Source organism: Rufibacter psychrotolerans (genome assembly GCF_016924645.1).
GTDB classification, from domain to species: domain Bacteria; phylum Bacteroidota; class Bacteroidia; order Cytophagales; family Hymenobacteraceae; genus Nibribacter; species Nibribacter psychrotolerans.
On the sequence record NZ_JAFFJV010000005.1, the window covers coordinates 84071 to 105269 of the forward strand.

Genomic DNA, 21199 nt, shown 5'->3' on the forward strand with positions numbered 1-21199 from the left:
TGGCATCATGAAAAAAAGATATATACAGATTAAGGCGCTTTTAGTGGCCACCCTGCTGTTTGGGAGTGCCTGTGAAGACTACCTTGACGTTAACAAAGATCCTAACCTGCCTACCATTGTACCGGCGCACAGCCGGTTGGTGGGGGCCATCACTACCACCAACGGGGCCTCTATGTGGCGCGGTGCCCGCGAGATTGCGGCCGTGACCCAGTATGCTTCCACGGCTAACGTAGCCACGGGTACTAACCGCAATGCCGAGCAGTGGCGCTTCACGGCCAGTTATTTCTTCTGGCAGAACGCCTACGTGTTTACCATGCCCAACTGCGTGGACCTCATTGTGCTGGGCGAGCAGGAAGGCAACCCCCACTTTGTAGGGGCCGGCAAGACCCTGCTGGCCCTGAACTACGGCATGCTCACAGACCAGTACGGGGCCATTGTGGTGGATGACTACTACACCGGGAAGTCCCAGATCAACCTTACGCCTACCTTTAACTCGCAGGAAGAAGTGTACCAGCGCATTCAGCGGTTACTGGATGAGGCCATTGAGGCGTTCAACAACCCCAACAACAAAACGCCGCTGAACTTCAGCGGCGGGGACATCATGTACCAGGGCGACGTGGACAAATGGAAGCGCTTTGCCTGGTCTCTGAAAGCCCGGTACCTGAACCACCTGCATAAGAAAGGAAACCTGTACGACCCGCAGGCCATCATTACCGCCGCCCAGAACGGCTTCAACGCCGACGGCATGGACGCGGAATTTGCCTACCTCACCGGCGGCCAGCAGACCGACGAGAACCCCTGGTACAGCTGGGGCGGTTTTACCAACGCAGACCGTAAACAAGACCGCTACTTCACCTGGACCCAGTTCTTCATTGACCTGCTCCAGAACTTCCCGGTAACGGAAACCGATTACCAGGATCCCCGCATCAGCAGGATCATGACTCCGGCCGCAGATGGCCAGTACCGTGGGCTTAGACCCGGGTTAGGTCTGGCCGGTGGCCAGGGCGGAAGCGGCAACTTTACCTCAGAGAATGATTACGGTCCGTTCAAGAACAGCGGCTTCTACACCAGGGCCACCTCGCCGTTCCCGTTCATCACGTACTCAGAGGTGAAACTGATTGAGGCCGAGGCAAGGCTGCGGTCCAATGACCCAGGTGGGGCGTTGGCCGCGTATGAAGAAGGCGTAAAAGCCAACATGCGTAAACTGGGGGTATCCGCGGGTGAGATCAACGCCTACTGGGCTGCCCAGCTGGCCGATGGCCTGGTGGCGCACTTCAACAACCTTACCCAGGGGCTGAGCCACATCATGCGGCAGAAATACATTACCCAGACCCTCAACCCAGAGACGTGGGTAGACATGCGCCGCATGGATTACAGCCAGGCCATTTACGGGCCAACGCTCCAGCGACCAGCCAACCTGAACACTGTGGTGTTTGACGCCAACAACCCTAACCAGTGGATCCAGGCCATGGTGTACGAGACCAATGAGCAAAACAGAAACGGGGCCAACATTGGCGATAACTCAGAGCGCTACCGCCTGCTTACCCCGCTATGGTGGAACACGCCATGATCTTACCATTAAACCTAAAAGAGAGGACCGGCCCGGCTGGTCCTCTTTTCTATAATACCCCGCAGAAACAGAATCTGAGATGAAACACGCAATCCCCTCCTTTCCCCGCTCAATTTTTTACCTGATTGGCTTGCTGGGCCTGGCCAGCTGTTCGGCGCCTACCTTCAGAACCTTTGACAAGCCCGTGGTCTTTGACGAGGAACGGAAAAGGCTCTCGCTGGAGTACCTGCAGACCCGGCACGGCATCACCAAAGAAACGCCCTCCATCACCCCTACCATGGTGGTCCTGCACTGGACCGGCAGCCATACCGTGGAAGATGGCTTTAACACCATGAACCCGGCGGTGTTACCCGGCCGAAGACAAGCCATTGCCGGGGCCAGCGCCTTGAACGTGGCCGCCCAGTTCCTGGTAGACCGCGACGGGACCATTTTCCGGCAGTTACCAGATACCGCGTTTGGCCGCCACGTGATTGGGCTGAACTACTGCGCGGTGGGCGTAGAGAACGTGGGCAGTGATAACGCCCCCCTGACCAGGGCCCAGCTCAAGGCCAACGAGGCCATCATCAGGTACCTCAAGAAGAAGTACAACATTGAGTACGTGATAGGCCACTACGAGTACAAAGACTTTGTGGGGCACCCGCTCTGGAAGGAAGCCGATTCTACCTACCGCACCATGAAAACTGACCCCGGCGAATCTTTCATGAAACGCATCAGGAAAAGAACCCGGGACCTGAACCTGAAAGGCTCCCCCAAGAACGCCTAGCGCGTACCAGCGTAGCTGCGCAGTTAAAAGGAGTCAAGTAACACCAGACCAGCGCTCAACCCAGAGCCCTTACACAAAAAAAGGCCCTTCTACCTGGTAGAAGGGCCTTTCTGTTTTGGAGCCGTTTTAAGGAAAACGGCCCGTAAACGCTTTATTTTTTCAAGCTGCCGATCATGTCTTCCGGACGAACCCACTGGGTGAACTGCTCATCGGTGAGAAGGCCCAGGTCAAGGGCAGCCTGGCGCAGGGTGGTGCCTTCCTTGTGGGCTTTCTTCGCAATTTTGGCGGCGTTGTCATAGCCTACGTGCGGGTTCAGGGCGGTCACCAGCATGAGGGAGTTCTCCAGCTGCTGCTTGATCACCTCGTAGTTCGGCTCAATGCCCACGGCGCAGTGCTTGTCAAAAGAGTCGCAGGCATCGGCTAGCAGGCGGGCGCTCATGAGCAGGTTGTAAATCATCACCGGCTTGAACACATTCAGCTCAAAGTGACCGTTCATACCACCCACCGACACGGCTACATCGTTCCCCATTACCTGGGCGCACACCATGGTCATGGCCTCGGCCTGGGTAGGGTTTACTTTACCGGGCATGATGGAAGAACCGGGTTCATTCTCAGGAATGATGATCTCGCCAATACCAGAGCGTGGGCCAGATGCCAGCAGACGAATGTCGTTGGCAATCTTCATCAAACTTACGGCCAGTTGCTTCAGAGCCCCGTGGGTTTCCACGATGGCATCGTGCGCGGCCAGGGACTCAAACTTGTTCTCGGCGGTACGCAGGGGCAGGCCAGAGAATTCGGCAATCTTCTGGGCCACCAGTTCGGCGTAGCCTTGGGGCGTGTTCAGGCCGGTACCTACCGCTGAGCCGCCCAGGGCCAGCTCGCTCAGGTGGTCTAAGGTGTTTCTAAGGGCGCGCATGCCGTGGTCCAGCTGAGACACGTACCCAGACAGCTCCTGCCCTAAGGTCAACGGAGTGGCGTCCATGAGGTGCGTACGGCCAATCTTCACCACGTTCATGTACTCCTGGGCCTTGGCGTGCAGCGTGTCGCGCAGTTTCTGTACCATGGGCAAGGTGTGCTCGGCCACTACCTTGTAACCGGCAATGTGCATGGCGGTGGGGAACGTGTCGTTAGAGGACTGCGACTTGTTCACGTCATCGTTGGGGTGGATCTTCTTTTTCTCGTCCATCAGGTCGCCGCCCAGCAACACGTGCGCGCGGTTGGCTACCACCTCGTTCACGTTCATGTTGCTCTGGGTACCCGAGCCGGTCTGCCATACCACCAGCGGGAACTGGTCGGCCAGTTCACCGGCCAGGATCTCGTCGCACACGCGGCCAATGATTTCTGCTTTCTCCTGCGCCAACACGCCCAGCTCGGCGTTGGTGTACGCGGCGGCTTTCTTCAGGATGGCGAACGCCTCAATGATTTCGCGGGGCATCAGCTGGCCCCCAATGGTGAAGTTTTCTTTGGAACGTTGGGTCTGGGCACCCCAGTATTTATCGGCGGGCACCTCTACCGGGCCCATGGTGTCTTTCTCTATGCGTACGCTCATGTCTGTTAGAATATGGTTAATACATTAGATGCTCAAAACTACGCAATTATTCATAAAAAACGGGCGACGATCACGCCGCCCGTTTTTGGGTTTATTTCAGGAAAAGACTGCTGAAACAGACGGGTGGCTGCAGGGCGTGAACCCACCCCTTGCCCCTCCTAGGAGGGGAGTTAAGTGGCGTGATGTGATTGCCCGCTTCCTATGCCTGAAAACAGCGTTTTAGCACATTGTCTCATGGGCACGCGGTTACTTCTTGCGTTTGCCGGCTACTTTGCCAGACAGCCCGCTTTCATTGTGCAGGCGGTCTACGGCGGTTACGGCGTAAGTGTAGCGCTCGCCCGCTTTGGCGGTTTTGTCTGTAAAAGCGGGTTCGCCGTGGTGCACGGCCAGGATGTGCGCCGGGTTCTCTGGGTTTATGGTCTGGCCACTAGCAACGCGGTACACCACGTAATAGCGGGCCAGGTTGCCGTCTTGGGCGGCCGCCGGGGCTTGCCAGCGCAGGGCCACGCCTTCCGTAGAGTTCTGTACCTTGAGGTGGGTAGGAGCCAGCGGCGGAATGCTGTCTAGCCAGGGCATGGTGGGCAGCAGGGCCGGGTTGGCGTAGTAATGCTGGCGCAGGCTGTCTTGCACGCCCAACGGGTTGGCCATTACTGATTTGGAGCTGAAGTACACCTGGCCGTGCGAATTGGGGGTGGCCCGGCTCAGGCGCAGCTGACGGCCGGTTTCTGCCGGGTCTGACCACTCCTTGAAGCGGGGCTCGGCGTTTACCTTGTAAGTACCCAGGCCAATGTAGGTGTGCTTCCCGAAGCTGTTCTTGGTCCACCAGTCCAGGATCTTGGCGTAATCGGCGATGGGGTAGCCAATGTGGAAGTAGATTTGGGGCACGTTGTAGTCAATCCAGCCTTTTTCCAGCCAGCCGCGCACATCAGAGTACAGATCGTCATAGTTGTTGATGCCGCCCTTGGTGTCTGAGCCGCGCGGGTCCTGCGAGAGGTTGCGCCAGATGCCAAACGGGCTGATGCCGAACTTCACGTAGGGCTTCTCCTGCTTGATGCGCTCGCCCAGCACCCTGATCACCTCGTCTACGTTGTGGCGGCGCCAGTCGGCCTTGGTGGCGAACCCGGCTCCGTACTTGGCGAAATCCTCGTCGTCTGGGTATGGGTCTTTGGTGGGGTATGGGTAGAAGTAATCGTCAAAGTGCACGGCGTCTATGTCATAGTTGCGCACCACGTCCATGATCACGTCAATGATGTAGGCCTGTACCTCGGGCAGGCCGGGCTTAAAGTAGTATTTGCCGCCGTACTGCACAAACCACTCGGGCCGGGTTCTGGTGATGTGGTCTTTGGCGATGTTGGCGCTGATGGTGTCATGCGTGGCGCGGTAGGGGTTAAACCAGGCGTGGAACTCCATGCCGCGCTTGTGCGATTCCTCAATCTGGAACGCCAGCGGATCATACGGCGGATTGGGGGCCTGCCCCTGCTTGCCGGTAAGCCAATGCGACCACAGTTCTTTGCTGCTGCGGTACAGGGCATCGGTAGTGGGGCGCACCTGCACTACTACGGCGTTGATGCCGGTTTTCTGGTGCTCGTCCAGAATGTAGCGGAACTCTTCCATTTGGGTGGCCGGCGAGAGTCCTTTCTGGCTGGGCCAGTCAATGTTGGCCACGGAGGCAATCCAGACGCCGCGGAACTCCCGCTTGGGGGCAGGCTGGGCCTGGGCAGAAACAATAAAGAGGGACAGCAATACCGCCAGCAAGGCGGACTGCCTGAAGAGGAGAGGTTTTCTCATGGTTGGAGGAAAGGGTTAGTAGGTCTGAAAGAGCAAATAACCTCCTTTCGCCTATTTCCTGCAACTATTTTAAGGGCGGAAGCTGGTTTTTGACCTGTTTTCAGGAAAAAGCCTACCAAACAGCGCCAAAGGCTTACTTTTTAAGGGCTTTCAGGTCTTCAAACCTGATATCCATCAAATGGTACTGGGGCCAGTTGTTGAAGTCAAAGTGCCACCATTCATTCTTGAAAACGGTAAAGCCGTGGCGTTGCATGGTGTTGATGAGCAGGGCGCGGTTTTTCTTCACCTGGGCAGACACGTGCGGGTAGTCTGGATGGGCCTGTTGCACCATGGCATCATAAGCCGTGGGCATCTCCAGCTCCTGGCCGTCCTTCAGCCGGACAAGGGTCAGGTCTACGGCGCAGCCGCGGTTGTGGCGGGAGCCGTCTTTAGGATGGGCCACGTAGTCTTTCTCCTTCACCTTTCTAAAGAAATGCTCCGTGACGCGGTACGGCCGGTACCCGTCATAAATCTTGAGGCCCAGGCCCTGCGGCTTCAGCTCTTCCTGAATCTTCCTCAGGGCCTCGGCCACGGGCTTGCGGGCGTAGGCGGTGGCAACTTTGTACACCGGCTCGCCCACCAGGTTGTCTGCCGTGGCGTACCTGATGTCCAGCACCAGGCCCGGGATGTGGGTGGCCAGTTCTACCAATTCCTGGTCTGGGTGCTTTGCCACCAGTTGCTGGTACAAGGCCACGCTGCCCACCACCGGCAAGCCGTACCGGTTTTTGGGGATGGACACAGGGGCCGCGCTTTGGGCCCAGGCTTGTGCTGCGGCCACCAGCCACAGGAGCAACAGGAAGGTGGTAGGTTTTCTCATTTTCGTCTGTACACTACGTACGCCAAGATACCGGAGGCCAGGAAGGTGATGAGCCGCAGCCATTCAATGCGGCCAGTGGTGAAGTAGGTGAGGCAAAGGGCGGTCCAGGCTAAGAGGGTTCCTAAACAGAAAAGGAATAAGATCAGCTTTCTATTCTTCATGCAGGTGTTACGTAAAGGCAAGAGCGTTCAACGGCTCAGAAAGATTCTGCTTTCTCATGGCCCCAACAACAATTTTCTGGAAAAAACTCGTTTTCGGTGGCATTTTATGAAATTTGGCCCTAAAACCAGTAGTTCCCCCACAAATACTTTCACCGCCGCACCGGGGCTGGTTTCCTGCAGGCCGCTGCTGTCCTGTTCCCCTACACGCGGGAAGCAAACAACTGCGGGCCGTTTTAAGCCTTAATTTCTAAAAACACGCCGGAAACGCTGTAGGTCTGCCCAGAAAAAGCAGCCCTTGGGTGTAAGAAAAACCCCATATTTGGGACTAATTACCCAGACTGCCCTAAAAGCGGGACCAAACCTCAGACTAAACCCTTTTTTCCCATGAACAAGACCCTTAAAACTGCTTGCCTCTCTGTGTTGCTGAGCGGCATGGTGCTAAGCTCGGCCCAACCCGGGTGGGCGCAGGGCAGCAAGAAAACGGCTGCCAAACCAGCCTCGGCGGCGACGCAGTTCAACCTGCCGTTTGAGAAATACAAGCTGCCCAACGGGCTGGACGTAGTGCTGCACCAGGACAAATCAGACCCTAAGGTGGCCGTGGCCATTATGTACCACGTGGGCTCTAACCGCGAGAAGCCGGGCCGTACCGGGTTTGCGCACTTCTTTGAGCACATGCTGTTCCAGAACTCAGAGAACGTGGGCAAGGGCAACTTCATCAAGGCCATCAACCAGGTGGGCGGCTCGTTCAACGGCGGTACGTTTGAAGACGGAACCGTGTACTATGAGGTGGTGCCCAAAGACGCCCTGGAGCGCGTGCTCTGGCTGGAGTCTGACCGCATGGGCTTCTTCATCAACACCGTGAGCGAGTGGGGCCTGGAGAACGAGAAACAGGTGGTGAAAAACGAGAAGCGCCAGCGTGTGGATAACCAGCCCTACGGCCACACCGATTACGTGATCCTGAAGAACCTCTACCCCGCCGGGCACCCCTACAGCTGGGACGTGATTGGTTCTCTGGAAGACCTGCAGAACGCCACCTTAGCCGATGTAAAGGAATTCTATGACCAGTGGTACGGGGTGAGCAACGCCACGCTGGTGTTAACCGGCGACTTTGAAACCGCCGATGCCAAGAAGCTGATTGCCAAGTATTTTGGCGAGCTGAAAGCCAAGCCTGAGCCCAAGCCGCTCCCTAAAATGCCCGCTAAACTGGCGGCCACCAAGTCACTTTTCCACGTGGATAACTTTGCCAACCTGCCCGAGCTGACCATGGTTTTCCCCACGGTAGAGCAGTACCACAAAGACGCGTACGCGCTGGACATGCTGGGCAGTTTGCTCTCAGACGGCAAGAACTCGCCGTTTGAGAAGATCATTGTGGAAGAGCGCAAACTGGCGCCGGGTGCCTCGGCCGGTAACCGTTCCAGCGAGATTGCCGGTACGTTCAGGATACGCGTGCGCGCCTTCGACAAAAAAGACCTGGACGATGTGCAGGCCGCCGTCTTTGCCGCCTTTGACAAGTTTGAGAAAGAAGGCGTGAATCCCAAGGAACTGGAGCGCATCAAGATCAAGCAAGAGACCACCCTGTACAACGGTATTTCCAGCCTCCTGAACAAGGCTTTCCAGCTGGCCCAGTACAATGAGTTTGCCGGTGACCCGGGCTTTGCCAAGAAAGACATTGCCATGACCCAGGCCGTGACCGCGCAGGACATCATGAACGTGTACCGCAAGTACATCAAAGGCAAACCGTATGTGATGACCAGCTTCGTGCCCAAAGGACAGGAAGAACTGGCCGTAAAAGGCGCCGTGAAGGCCGATGTGGTGGAAGAGAAGATTGTGGCCGGGGCCGAGAATAACACCGGGCAAGAGCCTACCTCCTTCCCCAAAACGCCGTCTAAGATTGACCGCAGCAAGATGCCCGAGCTGAGCAACAACTTCCAGTTCACTGCCCCCGCCATCTGGACCACGCAGTTGAAGAACGGCATCAAGGTGTCGGGGATTGAGCAGAATGAGTTGCCGCTGGTGCAGTTCAGTCTGCAGATCAAAGGCGGCATGCAGTTAGATGAGCCCTCTAAGATTGGAACGGCCTCGTTGGTAGACGCCATGCTGATGGAAGGCACCAAGAACAAAACCCCACAGCAACTGGAGGAAGCCATTGGGCAGTTGGGCGCGTTCGTGAGCGTGAGCTCCTCTCCCGAGAACATCACCATCTCCGGCAACACGCTGGCCCGCAACTTCCCGCAGGTGATGAAACTGGTGGAGGAAATGGTGCTGGAGCCGCGCTGGGATGAAGCCGAGTTTGCCAAAGCCAAGCAGGCGGCCCTCAACCAAATCAAGCAGATGCAGGCCAACCCATCGGCCATAGCGTCATTTGCCTTCAACAAGGTACTCTACGGTGAGAACAGCCGCTTTGCCTACCCCACCGCCGGCACGCTGCAAACCGTAGAGAGCATTACGCTGCAAGACCTCAAAGACTACTACCAGAAGAACTTCTCGCCCAGCGTGGCCTCATTCCAGGTGGCCGGTAACGTGAAGCAAGCCGAGGTAGCCAAGGTGCTGGCCGGGCTGGAGCAGAGATGGGCGCCTAAGAACGTGACCTTGCCCGCACCGGTAACCGCCATCACCAAGCCGGCGGCGCGTCTGTACTTCATTGACCAGCCAGACGCCAAGCAATCAGTGATCTACGCGGGCTACCTGGCGGTGCCGGTGGGTGCCACCGAGTATCCGGTGATGCAGGCCATCAACCACAAGCTGGGCGCGGGCTCGGCCTCTACCCTGTTCAGCGTGCTGCGTCTGCAGAAAGGCTATACTTATGGCGCGTACTCCAACTTCTCGCGCCGGCCCACGGCCCCGGGCGCATTTGTGGCCTCTTCCAGCGTGCGTACCAACGTGACCAAGGAGTCGCTGCAGACCATTGACGAGATCCTGAAGACTTACGGTACCAGCTACACCGAGCAGGACCTGGCTACCTCCAAAGGGGCCCTGTTGCGCCAGACGGCCCTTGGTTATGAGACCCTGGGCAGCCTGGTAGGCCTGCTGGAGACCATCAACACCTACAACCTGCCCACCAATTACCTGAAGCAGGAAGAGCAAGCCATTCAGGCCCTGAACTATGCCCAGGCCAAAAACCTCATCAGCAACTACATTGACCCCAACAAAATGGTCTACGTGGTGGTGGGCGACGCCAAAACCCAGCTGGCCGGCCTGAAAGACCTGGGCTTAGGCGAGCCGGTGGTGCTGCAGCAGAAATAGTTTTCCATTTTCCATCAGTTCTTTTATTGAAAGCCCGTTGCCTTTGGCGGCGGGCTTTTCTTTTGGCCCTTGTTTTGGGGCCGTTTCCCGTAAAAAAGCCCTAAAACGCAAGCCTGGCAGAAAGGTAGTCTACCAGAATAAACCGGCAACCCTGGCGTTTGCGTTGTGTATAACCAACGCATGCCCCATCTTTGCTGCACCAAAGGTTTAACGGCCGTTGGTCAGGATTTAACCCCATGATAAAAAAGAAGATACCCTTGCTCCTGCTCCTGTTGGGCCTGTTGAGTGCCGCCTGTGAGCCGGAGAAACTAGAGCGCGGAAAAGAGATGGCCGTGGAGGCCGAACGCCACAAAGTTAAGCGCATTACCCAGGAAGACATGGAGAAACAAGCCCTGCTGGCCGGCGACACCGTTGTTGGGCTGGTGGAAGGCGCTTTCCTGCAACTGGCCGAGAGCCAGCCCCAGGCGCAGGCCCTGTTTGTGGCTGAGCCAGACAAACTCCCAACCGTGAGCAGTATTCTGCAGCGCTACAACGCCACCCTGGAGCGCAAAGCCTTCGCCTCGCCCGCAGAAGCGCAGCAGTATTTTGACTCAGAGATGGCGGCGGTAGACTCCAAAACTCCCAAGGCGCAGGCAGTGCTCAACGTGGCCCGGCAGGTCATTGAGTACCAAAGACCCCTTTTGATAAGACGCCGCAACTGCGCCAGCTGCGATGAACCCAGCCTGCTGGACTTCAGCGCCCGCTCGCTGGAGCAGCTGAGAGTCCCTTCTGCCCTGGGCAAGCCCGATGGATTTGAAGAAGGACAAGTACGCGGCGTATGGCTCCTCTCCTTCCCCCGGGCCAAAGTCATTGAGCAGATCACGCTCAAGACCAAGCCCTCGCGGCGCGGGCGGGGCGGTCTCTTCGGGCGTAAGCCCGACTCCCTGGCCCAGGAACAAAAACCATAACCGGGCTGTTTTAGGCATGGTTTCTGAAAAATGCCTCCAAAACCGCTTACTTTGCGTAAGAACCCATAATTTTGTGTACCTACATTTAATTTAAATACTATGGCTATCATTCAAGCTACTGATACAGATTTCCAGGAAGTGCTCCAAAACAATGAGCGCGTGGTGGTGAAATACTACGCCGACTGGTGCGGAAACTGCCGCCTGTTTTCCCCTAAGTTCAAGCGCATGGCCGCCAACGAGGAGTTCGCCAACGTGGCCTTCGTGGATGTGAACGCTGAAACCAGCCCCGAGGCGCGTAAACTGGCCGGGGTCACCAACCTGCCTTACTTTGCCGTGTTCAAGAACGGCGAGCTGGTAGAAGGCGCCGCCACCAGCAAAGAAGACTTTGTAGTGGGCATGGTTCAGAAAATTCAAGCATAACAAGAGATGAAGATACCTGCCATTAAGAAACTGGTGGAGACGCAGACCATTGAGCGCCTGCGTGAAGCCGAGGAGCAACTGATCAACGAAGAAACGCCCGCCTTTGAGATTGACGGCGAAGACGAAGGCGAGAAGCTGACCCACGTGTTTGGCGCCATCTGGATCCTCAACCACATGCAGGACCACGGCTCAGACTTTAAAACCGCCCTGCGCGAGTTCACCCAAAAGGTGCGGGTTTCTATTAGCTAAGCCCCACGCCCACAAAAGCAAAGAGCGGCTGCCCTCATGTAGGGCAGCCGCTCTTTCTGTTCTAGGGGTGTTTTACTTCATGGCGGCAAAAAAATCCTCGGCTTTCTTCATGCCGGCCTCGGTGCAGATGCCGCGCACGTAGTACAGGAAAATGCTTCTGAATACCTCGGCAATGTGGAAGCGCTCCGGCGGGAAGATAGCGGGGTTCACAATGATGGAAAGCTGCTCTATCATGATCTTGGTGACCAGCTGGATGTTGATGTCGCGCCGGAGCTCATGCTGCAGCACGCCTTCGTTGAGGAGCTCGTGCAGCAGGTAAGTAGTGTACTCATTGGAATGGTTCCAGTACAGGCGCCAGGCAGCCGGGTAGTTCTCCTGGAGTTCCTGCAAGACGGCCGGCTGTGAGGTACGCAAGGTCTCTAAACCAAGCTGAATGATCAGCAGCAACCGGCGCAGCGGGCTGGGCTCCTGGGCAAACAGCCGCTGGTGCTCCTGTTGCCGCATCTCCAGGTCATACTCCACCACTTGGGTGACCAGGTCATCCATGCCGTTGAAGAACTCCCTGAACGTGGCCGAGGAGATGTCAACGCGGTTAATGACTTCCTGTTCACTTAGATGCGACAGGCCCTCTTGCCTGATAAGGGTGAGCAACTCCTGCAATACGGTTTGCTTAAAGGTCATGGATGTTTAGGGATTCAGATTGGAAACCGGTTGGGGCAAAAAAGTCTCTGCCGTTTACAAAGCTACTAGATTGGCAGCTACAAGCCATACGTACTTCGGGCAGGAATTCAAGAATGTTGGCAACAAGAAAGAGGTTGGCCGTAATTTTCGGGCCCCGGTTCTCCCGTTCAAGGGAAAGCCTCCTCTAAAAACCTGTACAAGGACGTAAAGCTGCCCGAAAAAGTTCAACTACGCTGTGCCTCAGCAGGCGGTAGTACGAAGGATGCAAGTAAATATAGTAACTTTTTTATATACATCTAGAGAAACGAGCGGCACAGGGCAGGAACGGTGCGGAACCCCGGCAGAGCTTGCCACCTGCTTCAAGGCTGAGGAAAAGAAAGACGTACCGGGGTTGTACCTTTCAGTAATTGTCCCTTTCTGCGCTGGTTTCAGGAAAACGGCCCTAAAACAAAGCGCTATCGTTTTTCTTGAAGCGGCGGCTGCAGTTTTTTCTGGTACAGGCGTATCACCACCTGGCCTTGTTTAAGCTCGTGCAGCACCACCCAGTCTTTTTCCAGCGCCTCCAGTTCTTGGTCGGTGAAGCCGTTGAACACGTTGGAGTAGAAGATGTACGACTGGGCCGCTAGGTCTTTGGGCGCGAACTGGCGGCGGTCCTGGGTCAGGTCGGTGTCAGCGGGAGCGGCTAGATTAGGGAAATCACTGCCTACCTGCTGCCACGGAATTTGCCGGTGGTCCAGGTAATCCATCATCTGGTGCCGCAGGCTGAAGTACGGCAGGTGGGCCAGCGTGGCATCCCAGCCTTTGGCCACTTTCTGCGGGTACAGCCAGAAATGCCCGCTCACCAGACTAGTCAGCAGGAATGCGTAAACCGTTAGGCGCAACGGCTGGCTGCCCACGTGCAGCAGTAGATGGGCCGTCAGCAAGCCCAGCAGCACGTACACCACCAGCCAGTACCGGTGCCCGATGGGGTTGGCAAACCATACCAAGACTGCACCCAGGGTGAGCAAAGGCACCAGCAGGAGCAGCAGCAGTTCCCTGGTGGCCGGGGAAAGGCCTCTCCTGCCCTGCCACACCAGCCAGCCCGCGGTGAGCCAAAGGGCTACGCGCCCGTAGTCCAGGAGGCGCCAAGCTATCAGGCCCAGATTGCGTAAGAATCCTGTGGGCGAGACCAGGCCGGCATACGCGCCCCAGTCCGAACTGCGGGAGTATCCTACCCACCCAAAATGCTGGTAATGCAGCAACAGCCAGCCCAAGAGCACCAGCCCAGCTGGCAGGTACGGGCCCACCATCTTTCCAATTTGCGGCCAGCTAAACCGGTGGGGGGAGCGCCATACTAGCAAGGCCTGCGTGCAGAACACCGCCACCAGCAAGATCTGGCTTCTGGGCGTATGCAGGGCCATGAACACCAGGGCCACGCTGAGCAGTACCGGCCGCTGCTGTAGCAGGGCATTGAGGCAGAGCAGGTACAGAAACAGCAGCACAAGGTCTGGGGCCACCTGCGCGCTCTGGGCCAGCAAGGTAGGGTCCAGGAAAACCAGCAGCATGCCTAATACTACCCAGTTTGACGGTAAGTAGCGTTTGGCCAGCAGATACACCTGCCAGACAATGCCCACCAGGAAAGGGAGCATGAGAAAATGGCTTACCGGCACGGTTTTCCCCAGCAGGAGCCACCCGGCGGCCAGGTACATGCCAAACAAGGGCGGGTAACCAGCCAGGGCCTCGGGCACGAACAGGGTAGAAAAGCGGGTCTGGTAGTACCATTGGCCGTATTTGGAAGCCAGCAGGATGCTGTCCCAAAAAAAGCCGTTGTCCCGCACGTACCACGTCAGCACGGCCAGCAGCACCATAAAAGGCGCCACCACGGGCAAGGCTTGACGGATGGAAGCGTAGGGCATTCTAAGGGTTCTATTACGGGAGAAAAGAAGGTTAAAAGCATATTGCGCCAAAACCACCCCTGCAAAGAACAGCATTTGCACCAGAAAAACCCACCGTGCCCTGGGCTTATCTTTTAGCCAGAAAGTAATGCTGTGAAGTGACTCCTTGGGCTCTGCCGCCAGCATCTGCCAGGGCTTTTTCAATTAGGAGACCTTCTGTATCTGGCCTGTTTTCTGAAAAATGGCCCCAAAACGTAGCACCAGCAGACACGGGTGCCCAAAAAAGCTTGTCAGGCCACAAGAAAAGAAAGAGCGTTAGCCAAGTTCAGCGTTTTGGAAGTACATAGGCCAAGGCTACTGCAGGCAAAATTGGGTGGGTACAGGATGATCTGCTGCGCACGGAGGCTTATCCTCCACAGACCGCGTCAATCAGGAAACAAGCGTGCAGCAATGACTTTTGGGCAGGAGAAAACTGATGCCCTGGCAGGAAGCGCTGCAATCATGCGGTAACGGTAGCGGAGGCAGCGGGCACCAGATCAGTGGCAATCTTGGCCGAAAGCAGGCACAATGGAATTCCGCCGCCCGGGTGCACGCTGCCGCCCACAAAGTACAGGCCCTTTAGCTTGCCGGAGAAGTTAGGGTGCCGCAGGAAAGCCGCCATGCGGTTGTTGGAGGAACTGCCGTACAGGGCCCCGGCAAAGGAAGACGTGTCGGCCTCAATGCCTTTGGGGTCCCAGACCCGTTCGGCGGTGATGAGCGGCGCTAGGTCTACCCCCAGGGCCTGGCTCACCTTGCGGAGCACGCTTTCCCGGGTTTTCTGGATAAGCGCCTCCCAGTCCTGGCCGGAGTTATGGGGCACGTTCACCATCACAAACCAGTTTTCATGCCCATCCGGCGCGTCAGAGGGCGTGTATTTAGAGGTAATGTTCACGTACACCGTGGGATCATCGGCAACGGTCTCCTTCCGGAAGATGTGCTCAAATTCCCGTTTATAGTCCTGGCTGAAGAAAATGTTATGCAGGTCCAGCTCGGGGAACTGGCGCGCCATGCCCCAATAGTAAATGAGGGCCGAACTGCTGCGCGGCTGCCGCAAGGTGGTCTCGGGGGCGGGTTGGTGGGGCAGGAGTTTGCGGTAGGTAGGCACCACATCCATGTTGCTCACCACGGTTTCTGCCTCGTACACGCCCTGTGCGGTGCGTACCCCGGTGGCGCGGCTCCCCTGGGTAAGGATTTCCTGCACCGGTTCCCGGTACCTAAAGGTCACCCCCAACTCCTCGCCCAGCTTCACCAGGCTTTCGGCAATGGCGTAGATGCCCCCCTCGGGGTAAAAGGCGCCAATGTTGAACTCCAGGTGCGGGATAAGGTTGAGCGTGCCGGGGGCCTGGTAGGGGTCTGAGCCGTTGTAGGTGGCATAGCGGTCCAGTAACTGCACCAGCCTGGGGTCTGTGAACGCCCGGGCATTGGCCGCGTGCATGGTGGTGGTAAGGCCCAGCTCGGGCAGGGCTGGCAGGGTTTTCAGCACATCGGCGCTGAGGTAGGTATCCAGTTTGTGCAGCGACTTGTGCAGGAAAGTATGGGCCGTGGCGTGGTACAGACGGGCTACTTTCTGCAGGTGCTGCTGCAATTGCTGTTGCGGGACGCCCAGTTTGCGCTCCACCTCCTGGGCGAACTCCTGGGCCGAGGCGTGGGCGGTGAGGCGGGTGCCGTCTGGCCAGAAATACTGCGTGACAATGGGCAGGCGCTGGTACCGGAAGTGGTCCTGCGGGGTACGCCCGGCCAGGGAAAAGAGCTCGTCTACCAGGTGGGGCAGCGTGAACAGCGAGGGCCCGGCATCAAAGCGGTAGCCGCCGGGCAGCGTGAACTGCGTCATCTTGCCGCCAAAGGAGGCATTGGCCTCCAGAACCGTCACCTTATAGCCTTTCACGGCCAACCTGATGGCCGCCGCTATGCCGCCAATGCCCGAACCGATTACTACTGCTTTTGCCATAGTGCCAATCTACGCAGTTTCCTGCTTTTTCTGGAGATAACTTGTTCCACGGGTAAAGGTTTACCGAAGGGTAGACTCAAAGCTCCTGTTTCAAGCCGGTTTTCGGGAAAATGGGCCTAAAACGCTATTTCACCCGCCCGAAGATCTGGCGGTACACCGGTCCCCTGGCCCAAAACTGGGCCCAGAAGATAGGATACAGCAACCAGTCCAGCAGCAGGGAGCCGGTGCGGTACTCAATCAGTTCATGGATGGTGCTGTGCGTGCCCTCATGGGTGATGAGGTGTTTGTGCCGCCAGAAGGTAAGCGGGGCCGGCAGCTCCTGCCCTTCGTCCACGAACCAGGCCTCTTGGGGGGTAACCTGCCGCTCGGTGATCAGACTGGTCCACCGCCGCCTGATAAAGCCAGCCTGCAGTTCCACCTCTACCCTGTCGCCGGGGGAGCTGCCATCGAAACGTAAAATTTTTAGCCGGGGGAATGGGGGTGAAAGGGCCTTGAACAGGTCTACTGTAAAACCGTCTAAGACGGCCTTATACGGCTGGGCCACGGAGGTCTTGAGGTGGAGTTTCATGCAGGCAGAAGGGCTAAAGGTAGTACCCTCTTCTTCGCTGAAAAGTTATCCGCCAGATGTCCTTCCCGCCAGGGTTTTGCAGTAAAATCTAGAATTTAGCCTTAAAATGAAGCGAGCGTTCCTGCTGTTAGTAGCTACGGCACTGTTGGGGTTGGGCAGCTGTAACCAATCAAGGAATATTTACACCAGCCGGGCGTTTCCGGCGGCGGCCAAACACCATAAAACCATTGCCATTCTGCCCTTTGATGTGCAGGTGGGGCTACGCCCTAACCAGATGAGCCGTTTATCGCCCGAGCAGCTGTATGACCTGGAGCTCAAGCACGGGCGGGCGGTGCAGAGCGCGTTTCAGATCCATTTCCTGAACAAAGTTAACCGCGACCGCGAGAAAGTAGCCGTGCAGGATGTGAACGTGACCAACGCCATCCTGAAGGAGAAAGACCTGCAGCCCGAGGAATTGCAGGCGATTCCGCCCGCCGAGCTGGCGCAGATGCTGGGCGTAGACGCCGTGCTGGTGGGTTCGCTCTCCACGCACAAACCTCTGTCCAACGCCGTGGCTGCGGCCCTGCTGGTGTATAACTTCCTGTACACGCCGTACCTGGGCGGCGGCGGACCCACCAACTCGGGCAACGCCATGATCAAGCTCTATGACGGCGCCTCGGGGGAGTTGCTGTGGAGCTACGAAAAAGGACTTTCCAGGGGGCTGGGCAGCGATACCCACCATATTGTGAAAGCCATTACCCGCAAAGCCACCAAAAAGCTTCCTTACGCTAAGCTGAAAGTGGCAGACGCCCCGCAAAGCATCTGACCCCAACGGCTTAGAACTGGCGGTTGGTGGTTTATCATTCTGCCGGTTGAAGTCTGACGTGGAGGACTGCTCTGTGACCCTAAACCTGCCAAGTAGGGCAAGATTGGCTAGACTTTATTTGAGCCAGGTTGTAATAGATGAGGACTTGATTGAATTACACTAATAAATTTTATAACTTATACAGCCTTCTTGGTTTGTGCTATCTTATTGTTCACCCTTCAAAATAACCTCTTCTATGAAACGTACTTCAATAGTATTCGCGCTGTTTGCGCTGTTCCTGAGCGTTGGAGCCTTTGCCCAGACCCGGGAAATTTACACCAACCCTGCCTTTGCCACGCTGGCCAAGCAGCACAAGACCATTGCCATCCTGCCTTTTGACGCCACCATTGGGCTAAGACCTAACCAGGCGAAGAACTTGACCCCCGAGCGGATCAAGGAAATGGAGAAAAACGAGGGCCTGGCGGTGCAGAGCGCCCTGCAAACCTACTTCCTGAAGGTGAGCAGCAAAGATGACTACACCGTTTCTTTCCAGGATGCGGCCACCACCAACGCTTTGCTGCTGAAGAATAACATCAACTCAGAGAACATCAAAGGCTTTACCCCTGCCGAGCTGGCCAAGGTGTTGGGAGTAGACGGTATCATCACCGGCACCTTCAGCACCGATAAACCCATGTCAGACGGAGCCTCTCTGGCCTTGGGCTTAGTGGTAGGTTTCTACGGCGCTACCAATTCCGGTAAAACGGCCATCAATATTTATGACGGTACTTCCGGTGAGTTGCTCTGGAAATATGAGAAAAGCTTGTCAAGGGGCTTAGGCAGTGATACCAACACCATCATCACTACCATCATGCGCAAAGCCTCTAAGAAATTCCCGTACGCGAAATTGAACTCCTAAGCACTAGTAAGGCTAAGCGGTAGGCCAGCTTGAGAAAGCCCTACCTGGCTTGTAGAACAGAACGGAGTACTACCGACAAAGTAGTACTCCGTTCTGTTTTGCGGCAGAATCCCTTCAACTGCTAATGGGTTAACTTACTTCTGCTTGAAAGAAAAACTCCTTGGTGTACGGGTGGTACTCGGACTGGGTAATGCCCTGCACCTATGAAAGGTTATGCGGCTGCGTGGACTTCTCTCTGTATGCCTGGTCTACCCTGTAGTTCATGGGGGTGTCTTGCAACGGTTTGCTGGTGACTGAGACTATCTTCTCACCGAACTTCAGTTCGCCCCTACCCTGTTCTAAAAAGGCGGTAAACCAGTCTTGTTGCTCTTGTTCCAGCTTCTGTCAAGCACCCGTCCAGCTACGGCTACCATCCAGATGGTGAGAACTGCTCTTTTCCTCAATGAGCGTGTGTATCTTCACGTAATCGGGGAGATCGCTGGAGAATGGGGTAGGCTTTTCAAGCTGAATCATATGGGTTACAGGTTAGCGGGAAAGGTGCAAGCGACTGGTATCATTCAAGGAGAACGGATTAGAGCCCGATGGCACAACCGGATACACTGGTTACAAACTTGGCCGTTCGTTGTCTTTGCAAGGCTTACAGTACATATTTTAGTAAATGCTATTTATTTCTTCTTTGGTGTAAATACATAGGGAAAAACAATATGGTCGCTAAAGCCCCGATTAGTGCTAATCCTTCTGCATTCCTCTGTCTGGAGCTCAGTTCAAACAATGTTTTGCCATGATATTCTACCTGATAGATATCAGATTGCCTTCCAAAACCCAGAAGGGTTTGTAGCCAGTTTCTGTAGTAGACGGTTACAGAGTCGCCGACTGTTAATTTTCCGGCTACCTCTCCAATAAAGAAGTTATCTGTGAGCCTAAAGTGTTCAGGGGAGTTGTGGAGTTTTAAATGTAACTCTTGTTCTCTTCCCTTATAGAAGGGCTTATTAATTGTCCTGGTAGTTACCACTTCATTGTATTCTACCTTTCCCGTAATCTCATTGAGGTCGGTCACTCTATAGTTCATTTCAATGATGTTGCCTATTGTTATCCAGGCAAATAGAAGGGTAACCGGAAGAAGAAAGTACTTCCGAAAGAAATGGAGGTTTGGTAAGTCTATGAAGTCTTTAAAAAACTGCTTTATGTAGTTCATTTGATTGCGTCAACGGACTTGCGTAAGCGACATGCGAGGTCGCCGGCCGTGGCATGATGTTTACACGTGGTTAGTTACTGTTTTTATTTCTCCCAAAACACCTTCTTCTCCTGAAGCGACAATGGCGAAATTTTCTTTACAGGAGTCAAGTCGTACCTAGTTGTGCCAACATGTGGTAAGTCCGATGTAAACGTTCCATCTGGATTTTTATAAACAAAGTCCATGCTCTTATGCAGTCTTGTTGAAACCTCAATATGATTTATTGTATCAGATTTTACTTTGATATATGTTCCTCCTAATGGGAAAGAGATTATCCTTCTTCCCTTTGCTTCTGAGACCAGTCTAATCCAGATTGAGTCCTGGGTGATAGAAACTGAATCAAAATCAGAAATCACGCGGCCTCCAGAATTAGATTTGTAGTTGATACTTTTTACGATGAAATCCCCGACTCTATAATGTTCTGTCTTAATAGGTAGTGTGTCTTTAGGCTGCTGTAACTCTGACCTGAAATTAAATACGAGAAGTGTGTCGTCTGAAAGCCATTCGGCAATTGCTCCATCTACGCGTGTCCCTTTGCCTTCTTCAAAGGTTTCGCTGATGCTAAATACTTCTGTCGCTGAAATGTCTGAACTGAAAGCCATGGGACCGAATCTGGCGTAATCGTATATAACATATTTGCCACTAGGGGTAACCTGTTTCCCAAACCTGTAGTATTCAAATTTCTCTTTCTCACTGCTGCATGAGTAAAAAAGCAATTCAATAAGAAATAGCGGAAATAATCTTAACATGTTGTATTACAAATATCACCCAGCGGTATAGTACATGAAGCGTGCAAGGCCTCTGGTTGGAACATGACATTATGCACAATCTTGGGTTTAGTAGCTTTTATGGTTCGCTCGTGTAGTCTCTTCCCTTAATCTCCCTGTTCTTGCCTGACATATTCAAGGAAAGGGTCTCCTGTAGGTGTCTGTCGTAGCCTTTTACCTCTTCCCCTTTAATGCTTTCACCGTCAATTCTGGCTATGAAGACTGAATTCTGGAAAGAGTTGTCCTCCATGAGCGTTTTCTGGTACCACACTATTCCCTTTACACCTTTCAGCGCCTCCCCGTAAAAAGCTCTGGCTTGATAGAGGAGTGAGTCCGATTGATAGTCTCTTTCCCTGCCAGGGTAGCCATACCTGTTTTCCCCGTTCCCAACGTTGAGTTGTCCGTGCCTTGGAGAGTGAAAATAGATGGCTGTGTTTGCGTCGCATTCATCGCAATTCCGGCCTGAGTAGATGAAGAACGGAGCTTCTTGGTCTATGTCTATCTGTCCGATGTATTCCAGGTTGACGAGTTCCGTGTCAAAGATAGGCCCTTCCTTGAACACCAGTTTTGTGCCGTCAACCTTATCAAAGGTCCATGTGTCATATAGAGGCTCCTCAGCTCTAGTCTGGATAGGCTTAACAGGTGTTACTACTGCATTTATTTCAGCGGAATTAGATGGTTCAGCTATTTCATTCCTTTGTGAGTCGCTTTTCTGGCTGCATGAGAACAAGAAGATGAAAAGAATGTAGAATAGCTTTTTCATTTATGTTTCCTATTAAACCCAGCCGCAAAACAAACAGAACTCCTCCCAAGTCTCCACCACTCGGTTTACCTGCCTTGTA

The 21199-nt window shown here is 55.0% G+C and carries 19 protein-coding genes; 8 read left to right on the forward strand and 11 right to left on the reverse strand.

Going from position 1 to position 21199, the window contains the following annotated elements; genetic code table 11:
• The first annotated feature begins 7 nt into the window (after positions 1–7).
• Together JT718_RS06160 and JT718_RS06165 are read left to right on the forward strand one after the other, a co-directional pair.
• Positions 8–1570, forward strand: coding sequence for a SusD/RagB family nutrient-binding outer membrane lipoprotein (locus JT718_RS06160; RefSeq protein WP_205501211.1), 1563 nt, complete (start codon positions 8–10; stop codon positions 1568–1570).
• 79 nt (positions 1571–1649) lie between these two features.
• The gene (locus tag JT718_RS06165) at positions 1650–2333 is read left to right on the forward strand and encodes a peptidoglycan recognition protein family protein (RefSeq protein WP_205501213.1); all 684 of its coding nucleotides are present in this window, start codon (positions 1650–1652) and stop codon (positions 2331–2333) included.
• Positions 2334–2484: 151 nt separating this feature from the next.
• Here JT718_RS06165 and fumC read toward each other — a convergent pair whose 3' ends face one another.
• The 4 genes from fumC to JT718_RS06185 form a co-directional block, all read right to left on the reverse strand.
• The gene (fumC, locus tag JT718_RS06170) at positions 2485–3882 is read right to left on the reverse strand and encodes a class II fumarate hydratase (protein WP_205501215.1); all 1398 of its coding nucleotides are present in this window, start codon (positions 3880–3882) and stop codon (positions 2485–2487) included.
• A 246-nt stretch (positions 3883–4128) separates the two neighbouring features.
• Positions 4129–5670: a glycoside hydrolase family 10-like protein gene (locus JT718_RS06175; RefSeq protein WP_205501225.1), complete on the reverse strand. Its 1542-nt coding sequence runs from the start codon at positions 5668–5670 to the stop codon at positions 4129–4131.
• A gap of 133 nt (positions 5671–5803) precedes the next feature.
• The gene (locus JT718_RS06180) at positions 5804–6526 is read right to left on the reverse strand and encodes a M15 family metallopeptidase (protein ID WP_205501227.1); all 723 of its coding nucleotides are present in this window, start codon (positions 6524–6526) and stop codon (positions 5804–5806) included.
• Positions 6523–6687, reverse strand: a complete 165-nt coding sequence (locus tag JT718_RS06185) for a hypothetical protein (protein ID WP_205501230.1) — start codon at positions 6685–6687, stop codon at positions 6523–6525. Before JT718_RS06185 ends, JT718_RS06180 begins: the two co-directional genes overlap by 4 nt.
• Before the next feature lie 384 nt (positions 6688–7071).
• Between JT718_RS06185 and JT718_RS06190 the strand changes: the two genes are divergently transcribed.
• From JT718_RS06190 to JT718_RS06205, 4 genes are all read left to right on the forward strand, one after another.
• On the forward strand, positions 7072–9930 hold the full coding sequence (locus JT718_RS06190) for a M16 family metallopeptidase (RefSeq protein ID WP_205501232.1): 2859 nt from the start codon (positions 7072–7074) through the stop codon (positions 9928–9930).
• 236 nt (positions 9931–10166) lie between these two features.
• The gene (locus JT718_RS06195) at positions 10167–10877 is read left to right on the forward strand and encodes a hypothetical protein (protein ID WP_205501234.1); all 711 of its coding nucleotides are present in this window, start codon (positions 10167–10169) and stop codon (positions 10875–10877) included.
• A gap of 99 nt (positions 10878–10976) precedes the next feature.
• On the forward strand, positions 10977–11297 hold the full coding sequence (locus tag JT718_RS06200; protein WP_205501236.1) for a thioredoxin family protein: 321 nt from the start codon (positions 10977–10979) through the stop codon (positions 11295–11297).
• A 6-nt stretch (positions 11298–11303) separates the two neighbouring features.
• Complete coding sequence (locus tag JT718_RS06205) at positions 11304–11546, forward strand: DUF6952 family protein (RefSeq protein ID WP_205501238.1); 243 nt, start codon at positions 11304–11306, stop codon at positions 11544–11546.
• Between the two features lie 72 nt (positions 11547–11618).
• Here JT718_RS06205 and JT718_RS06210 read toward each other — a convergent pair whose 3' ends face one another.
• The 4 genes from JT718_RS06210 to JT718_RS06225 all read right to left on the reverse strand — a co-directional run bounded on the left by JT718_RS06210 (position 11619) and on the right by JT718_RS06225 (position 16656).
• The gene (locus JT718_RS06210) at positions 11619–12227 is read right to left on the reverse strand and encodes a TetR/AcrR family transcriptional regulator (protein ID WP_205501240.1); all 609 of its coding nucleotides are present in this window, start codon (positions 12225–12227) and stop codon (positions 11619–11621) included.
• A 455-nt stretch (positions 12228–12682) separates the two neighbouring features.
• Positions 12683–14122 carry a hypothetical protein gene (locus tag JT718_RS06215; protein ID WP_205501242.1) on the reverse strand — a complete coding sequence of 480 codons (1440 nt, stop codon included), beginning with the start codon at positions 14120–14122 and terminating at the stop codon, positions 12683–12685.
• A gap of 478 nt (positions 14123–14600) precedes the next feature.
• On the reverse strand, positions 14601–16088 hold the full coding sequence (gene crtD / locus JT718_RS06220) for a 1-hydroxycarotenoid 3,4-desaturase CrtD (RefSeq protein ID WP_205501244.1): 1488 nt from the start codon (positions 16086–16088) through the stop codon (positions 14601–14603).
• Between the two features lie 124 nt (positions 16089–16212).
• A complete protein-coding gene (locus tag JT718_RS06225) occupies positions 16213–16656 on the reverse strand; it encodes an SRPBCC family protein (protein WP_205501246.1) in 444 nt (147 codons plus the stop codon).
• Positions 16657–16762: 106 nt separating this feature from the next.
• On the opposite strand from JT718_RS06225, the gene JT718_RS06230 reads away from it, so the two are divergent.
• Together JT718_RS06230 and JT718_RS06235 are read left to right on the forward strand one after the other, a co-directional pair.
• Positions 16763–17461 (forward strand): hypothetical protein, encoded by a 699-nt coding sequence (locus tag JT718_RS06230; RefSeq protein WP_205501248.1) that lies wholly within the window; start codon positions 16763–16765, stop codon positions 17459–17461.
• A gap of 235 nt (positions 17462–17696) precedes the next feature.
• Positions 17697–18356 (forward strand): hypothetical protein, encoded by a 660-nt coding sequence (locus JT718_RS06235; protein ID WP_205501250.1) that lies wholly within the window; start codon positions 17697–17699, stop codon positions 18354–18356.
• Between the two features lie 661 nt (positions 18357–19017).
• Here the strand turns inward: JT718_RS06235 and JT718_RS06240 are convergent.
• The 3 genes from JT718_RS06240 to JT718_RS06250 all read right to left on the reverse strand — a co-directional run bounded on the left by JT718_RS06240 (position 19018) and on the right by JT718_RS06250 (position 21120).
• Complete coding sequence (locus JT718_RS06240; RefSeq protein ID WP_205501252.1) at positions 19018–19551, reverse strand: hypothetical protein; 534 nt, start codon at positions 19549–19551, stop codon at positions 19018–19020.
• Positions 19552–19634: 83 nt separating this feature from the next.
• Complete coding sequence (locus JT718_RS06245; RefSeq protein ID WP_205501254.1) at positions 19635–20339, reverse strand: hypothetical protein; 705 nt, start codon at positions 20337–20339, stop codon at positions 19635–19637.
• 97 nt (positions 20340–20436) lie between these two features.
• Positions 20437–21120: a hypothetical protein gene (locus JT718_RS06250; RefSeq protein ID WP_205501263.1), complete on the reverse strand. Its 684-nt coding sequence runs from the start codon at positions 21118–21120 to the stop codon at positions 20437–20439.
• Positions 21121–21199 lie beyond the last annotated feature (79 nt).

Bases quoted from the DNA above. Each gene is read 5' to 3' on its own strand.
- JT718_RS06160 (WP_205501211.1), top strand. From the start codon at position 8: ATGAAAAAAAGATATATACAGATTAAGGCGCTTTTAGTGGCCACCCTG.
- JT718_RS06165 (WP_205501213.1), top strand. From the start codon at position 1,650: ATGAAACACGCAATCCCCTCCTTTCCCCGCTCAATTTTTTACCTGATT.
- fumC (WP_205501215.1), bottom strand. From the start codon at position 3,882: ATGAGCGTACGCATAGAGAAAGACACCATGGGCCCGGTAGAGGTGCCC.
- JT718_RS06175 (WP_205501225.1), bottom strand. From the start codon at position 5,670: ATGAGAAAACCTCTCCTCTTCAGGCAGTCCGCCTTGCTGGCGGTATTG.
- JT718_RS06180 (WP_205501227.1), bottom strand. From the start codon at position 6,526: ATGAGAAAACCTACCACCTTCCTGTTGCTCCTGTGGCTGGTGGCCGCA.
- JT718_RS06185 (WP_205501230.1), bottom strand. From the start codon at position 6,687: ATGAAGAATAGAAAGCTGATCTTATTCCTTTTCTGTTTAGGAACCCTC.
- JT718_RS06190 (WP_205501232.1), top strand. From the start codon at position 7,072: ATGAACAAGACCCTTAAAACTGCTTGCCTCTCTGTGTTGCTGAGCGGC.
- JT718_RS06195 (WP_205501234.1), top strand. From the start codon at position 10,167: ATGATAAAAAAGAAGATACCCTTGCTCCTGCTCCTGTTGGGCCTGTTG.
- JT718_RS06200 (WP_205501236.1), top strand. From the start codon at position 10,977: ATGGCTATCATTCAAGCTACTGATACAGATTTCCAGGAAGTGCTCCAA.
- JT718_RS06205 (WP_205501238.1), top strand. From the start codon at position 11,304: ATGAAGATACCTGCCATTAAGAAACTGGTGGAGACGCAGACCATTGAG.
- JT718_RS06210 (WP_205501240.1), bottom strand. From the start codon at position 12,227: ATGACCTTTAAGCAAACCGTATTGCAGGAGTTGCTCACCCTTATCAGG.
- JT718_RS06215 (WP_205501242.1), bottom strand. From the start codon at position 14,122: ATGCCCTACGCTTCCATCCGTCAAGCCTTGCCCGTGGTGGCGCCTTTT.
- crtD (WP_205501244.1), bottom strand. From the start codon at position 16,088: ATGGCAAAAGCAGTAGTAATCGGTTCGGGCATTGGCGGCATAGCGGCG.
- JT718_RS06225 (WP_205501246.1), bottom strand. From the start codon at position 16,656: ATGAAACTCCACCTCAAGACCTCCGTGGCCCAGCCGTATAAGGCCGTC.
- JT718_RS06230 (WP_205501248.1), top strand. From the start codon at position 16,763: ATGAAGCGAGCGTTCCTGCTGTTAGTAGCTACGGCACTGTTGGGGTTG.
- JT718_RS06235 (WP_205501250.1), top strand. From the start codon at position 17,697: ATGAAACGTACTTCAATAGTATTCGCGCTGTTTGCGCTGTTCCTGAGC.
- JT718_RS06240 (WP_205501252.1), bottom strand. From the start codon at position 19,551: ATGAACTACATAAAGCAGTTTTTTAAAGACTTCATAGACTTACCAAAC.
- JT718_RS06245 (WP_205501254.1), bottom strand. From the start codon at position 20,339: ATGTTAAGATTATTTCCGCTATTTCTTATTGAATTGCTTTTTTACTCA.
- JT718_RS06250 (WP_205501263.1), bottom strand. From the start codon at position 21,120: ATGAAAAAGCTATTCTACATTCTTTTCATCTTCTTGTTCTCATGCAGC.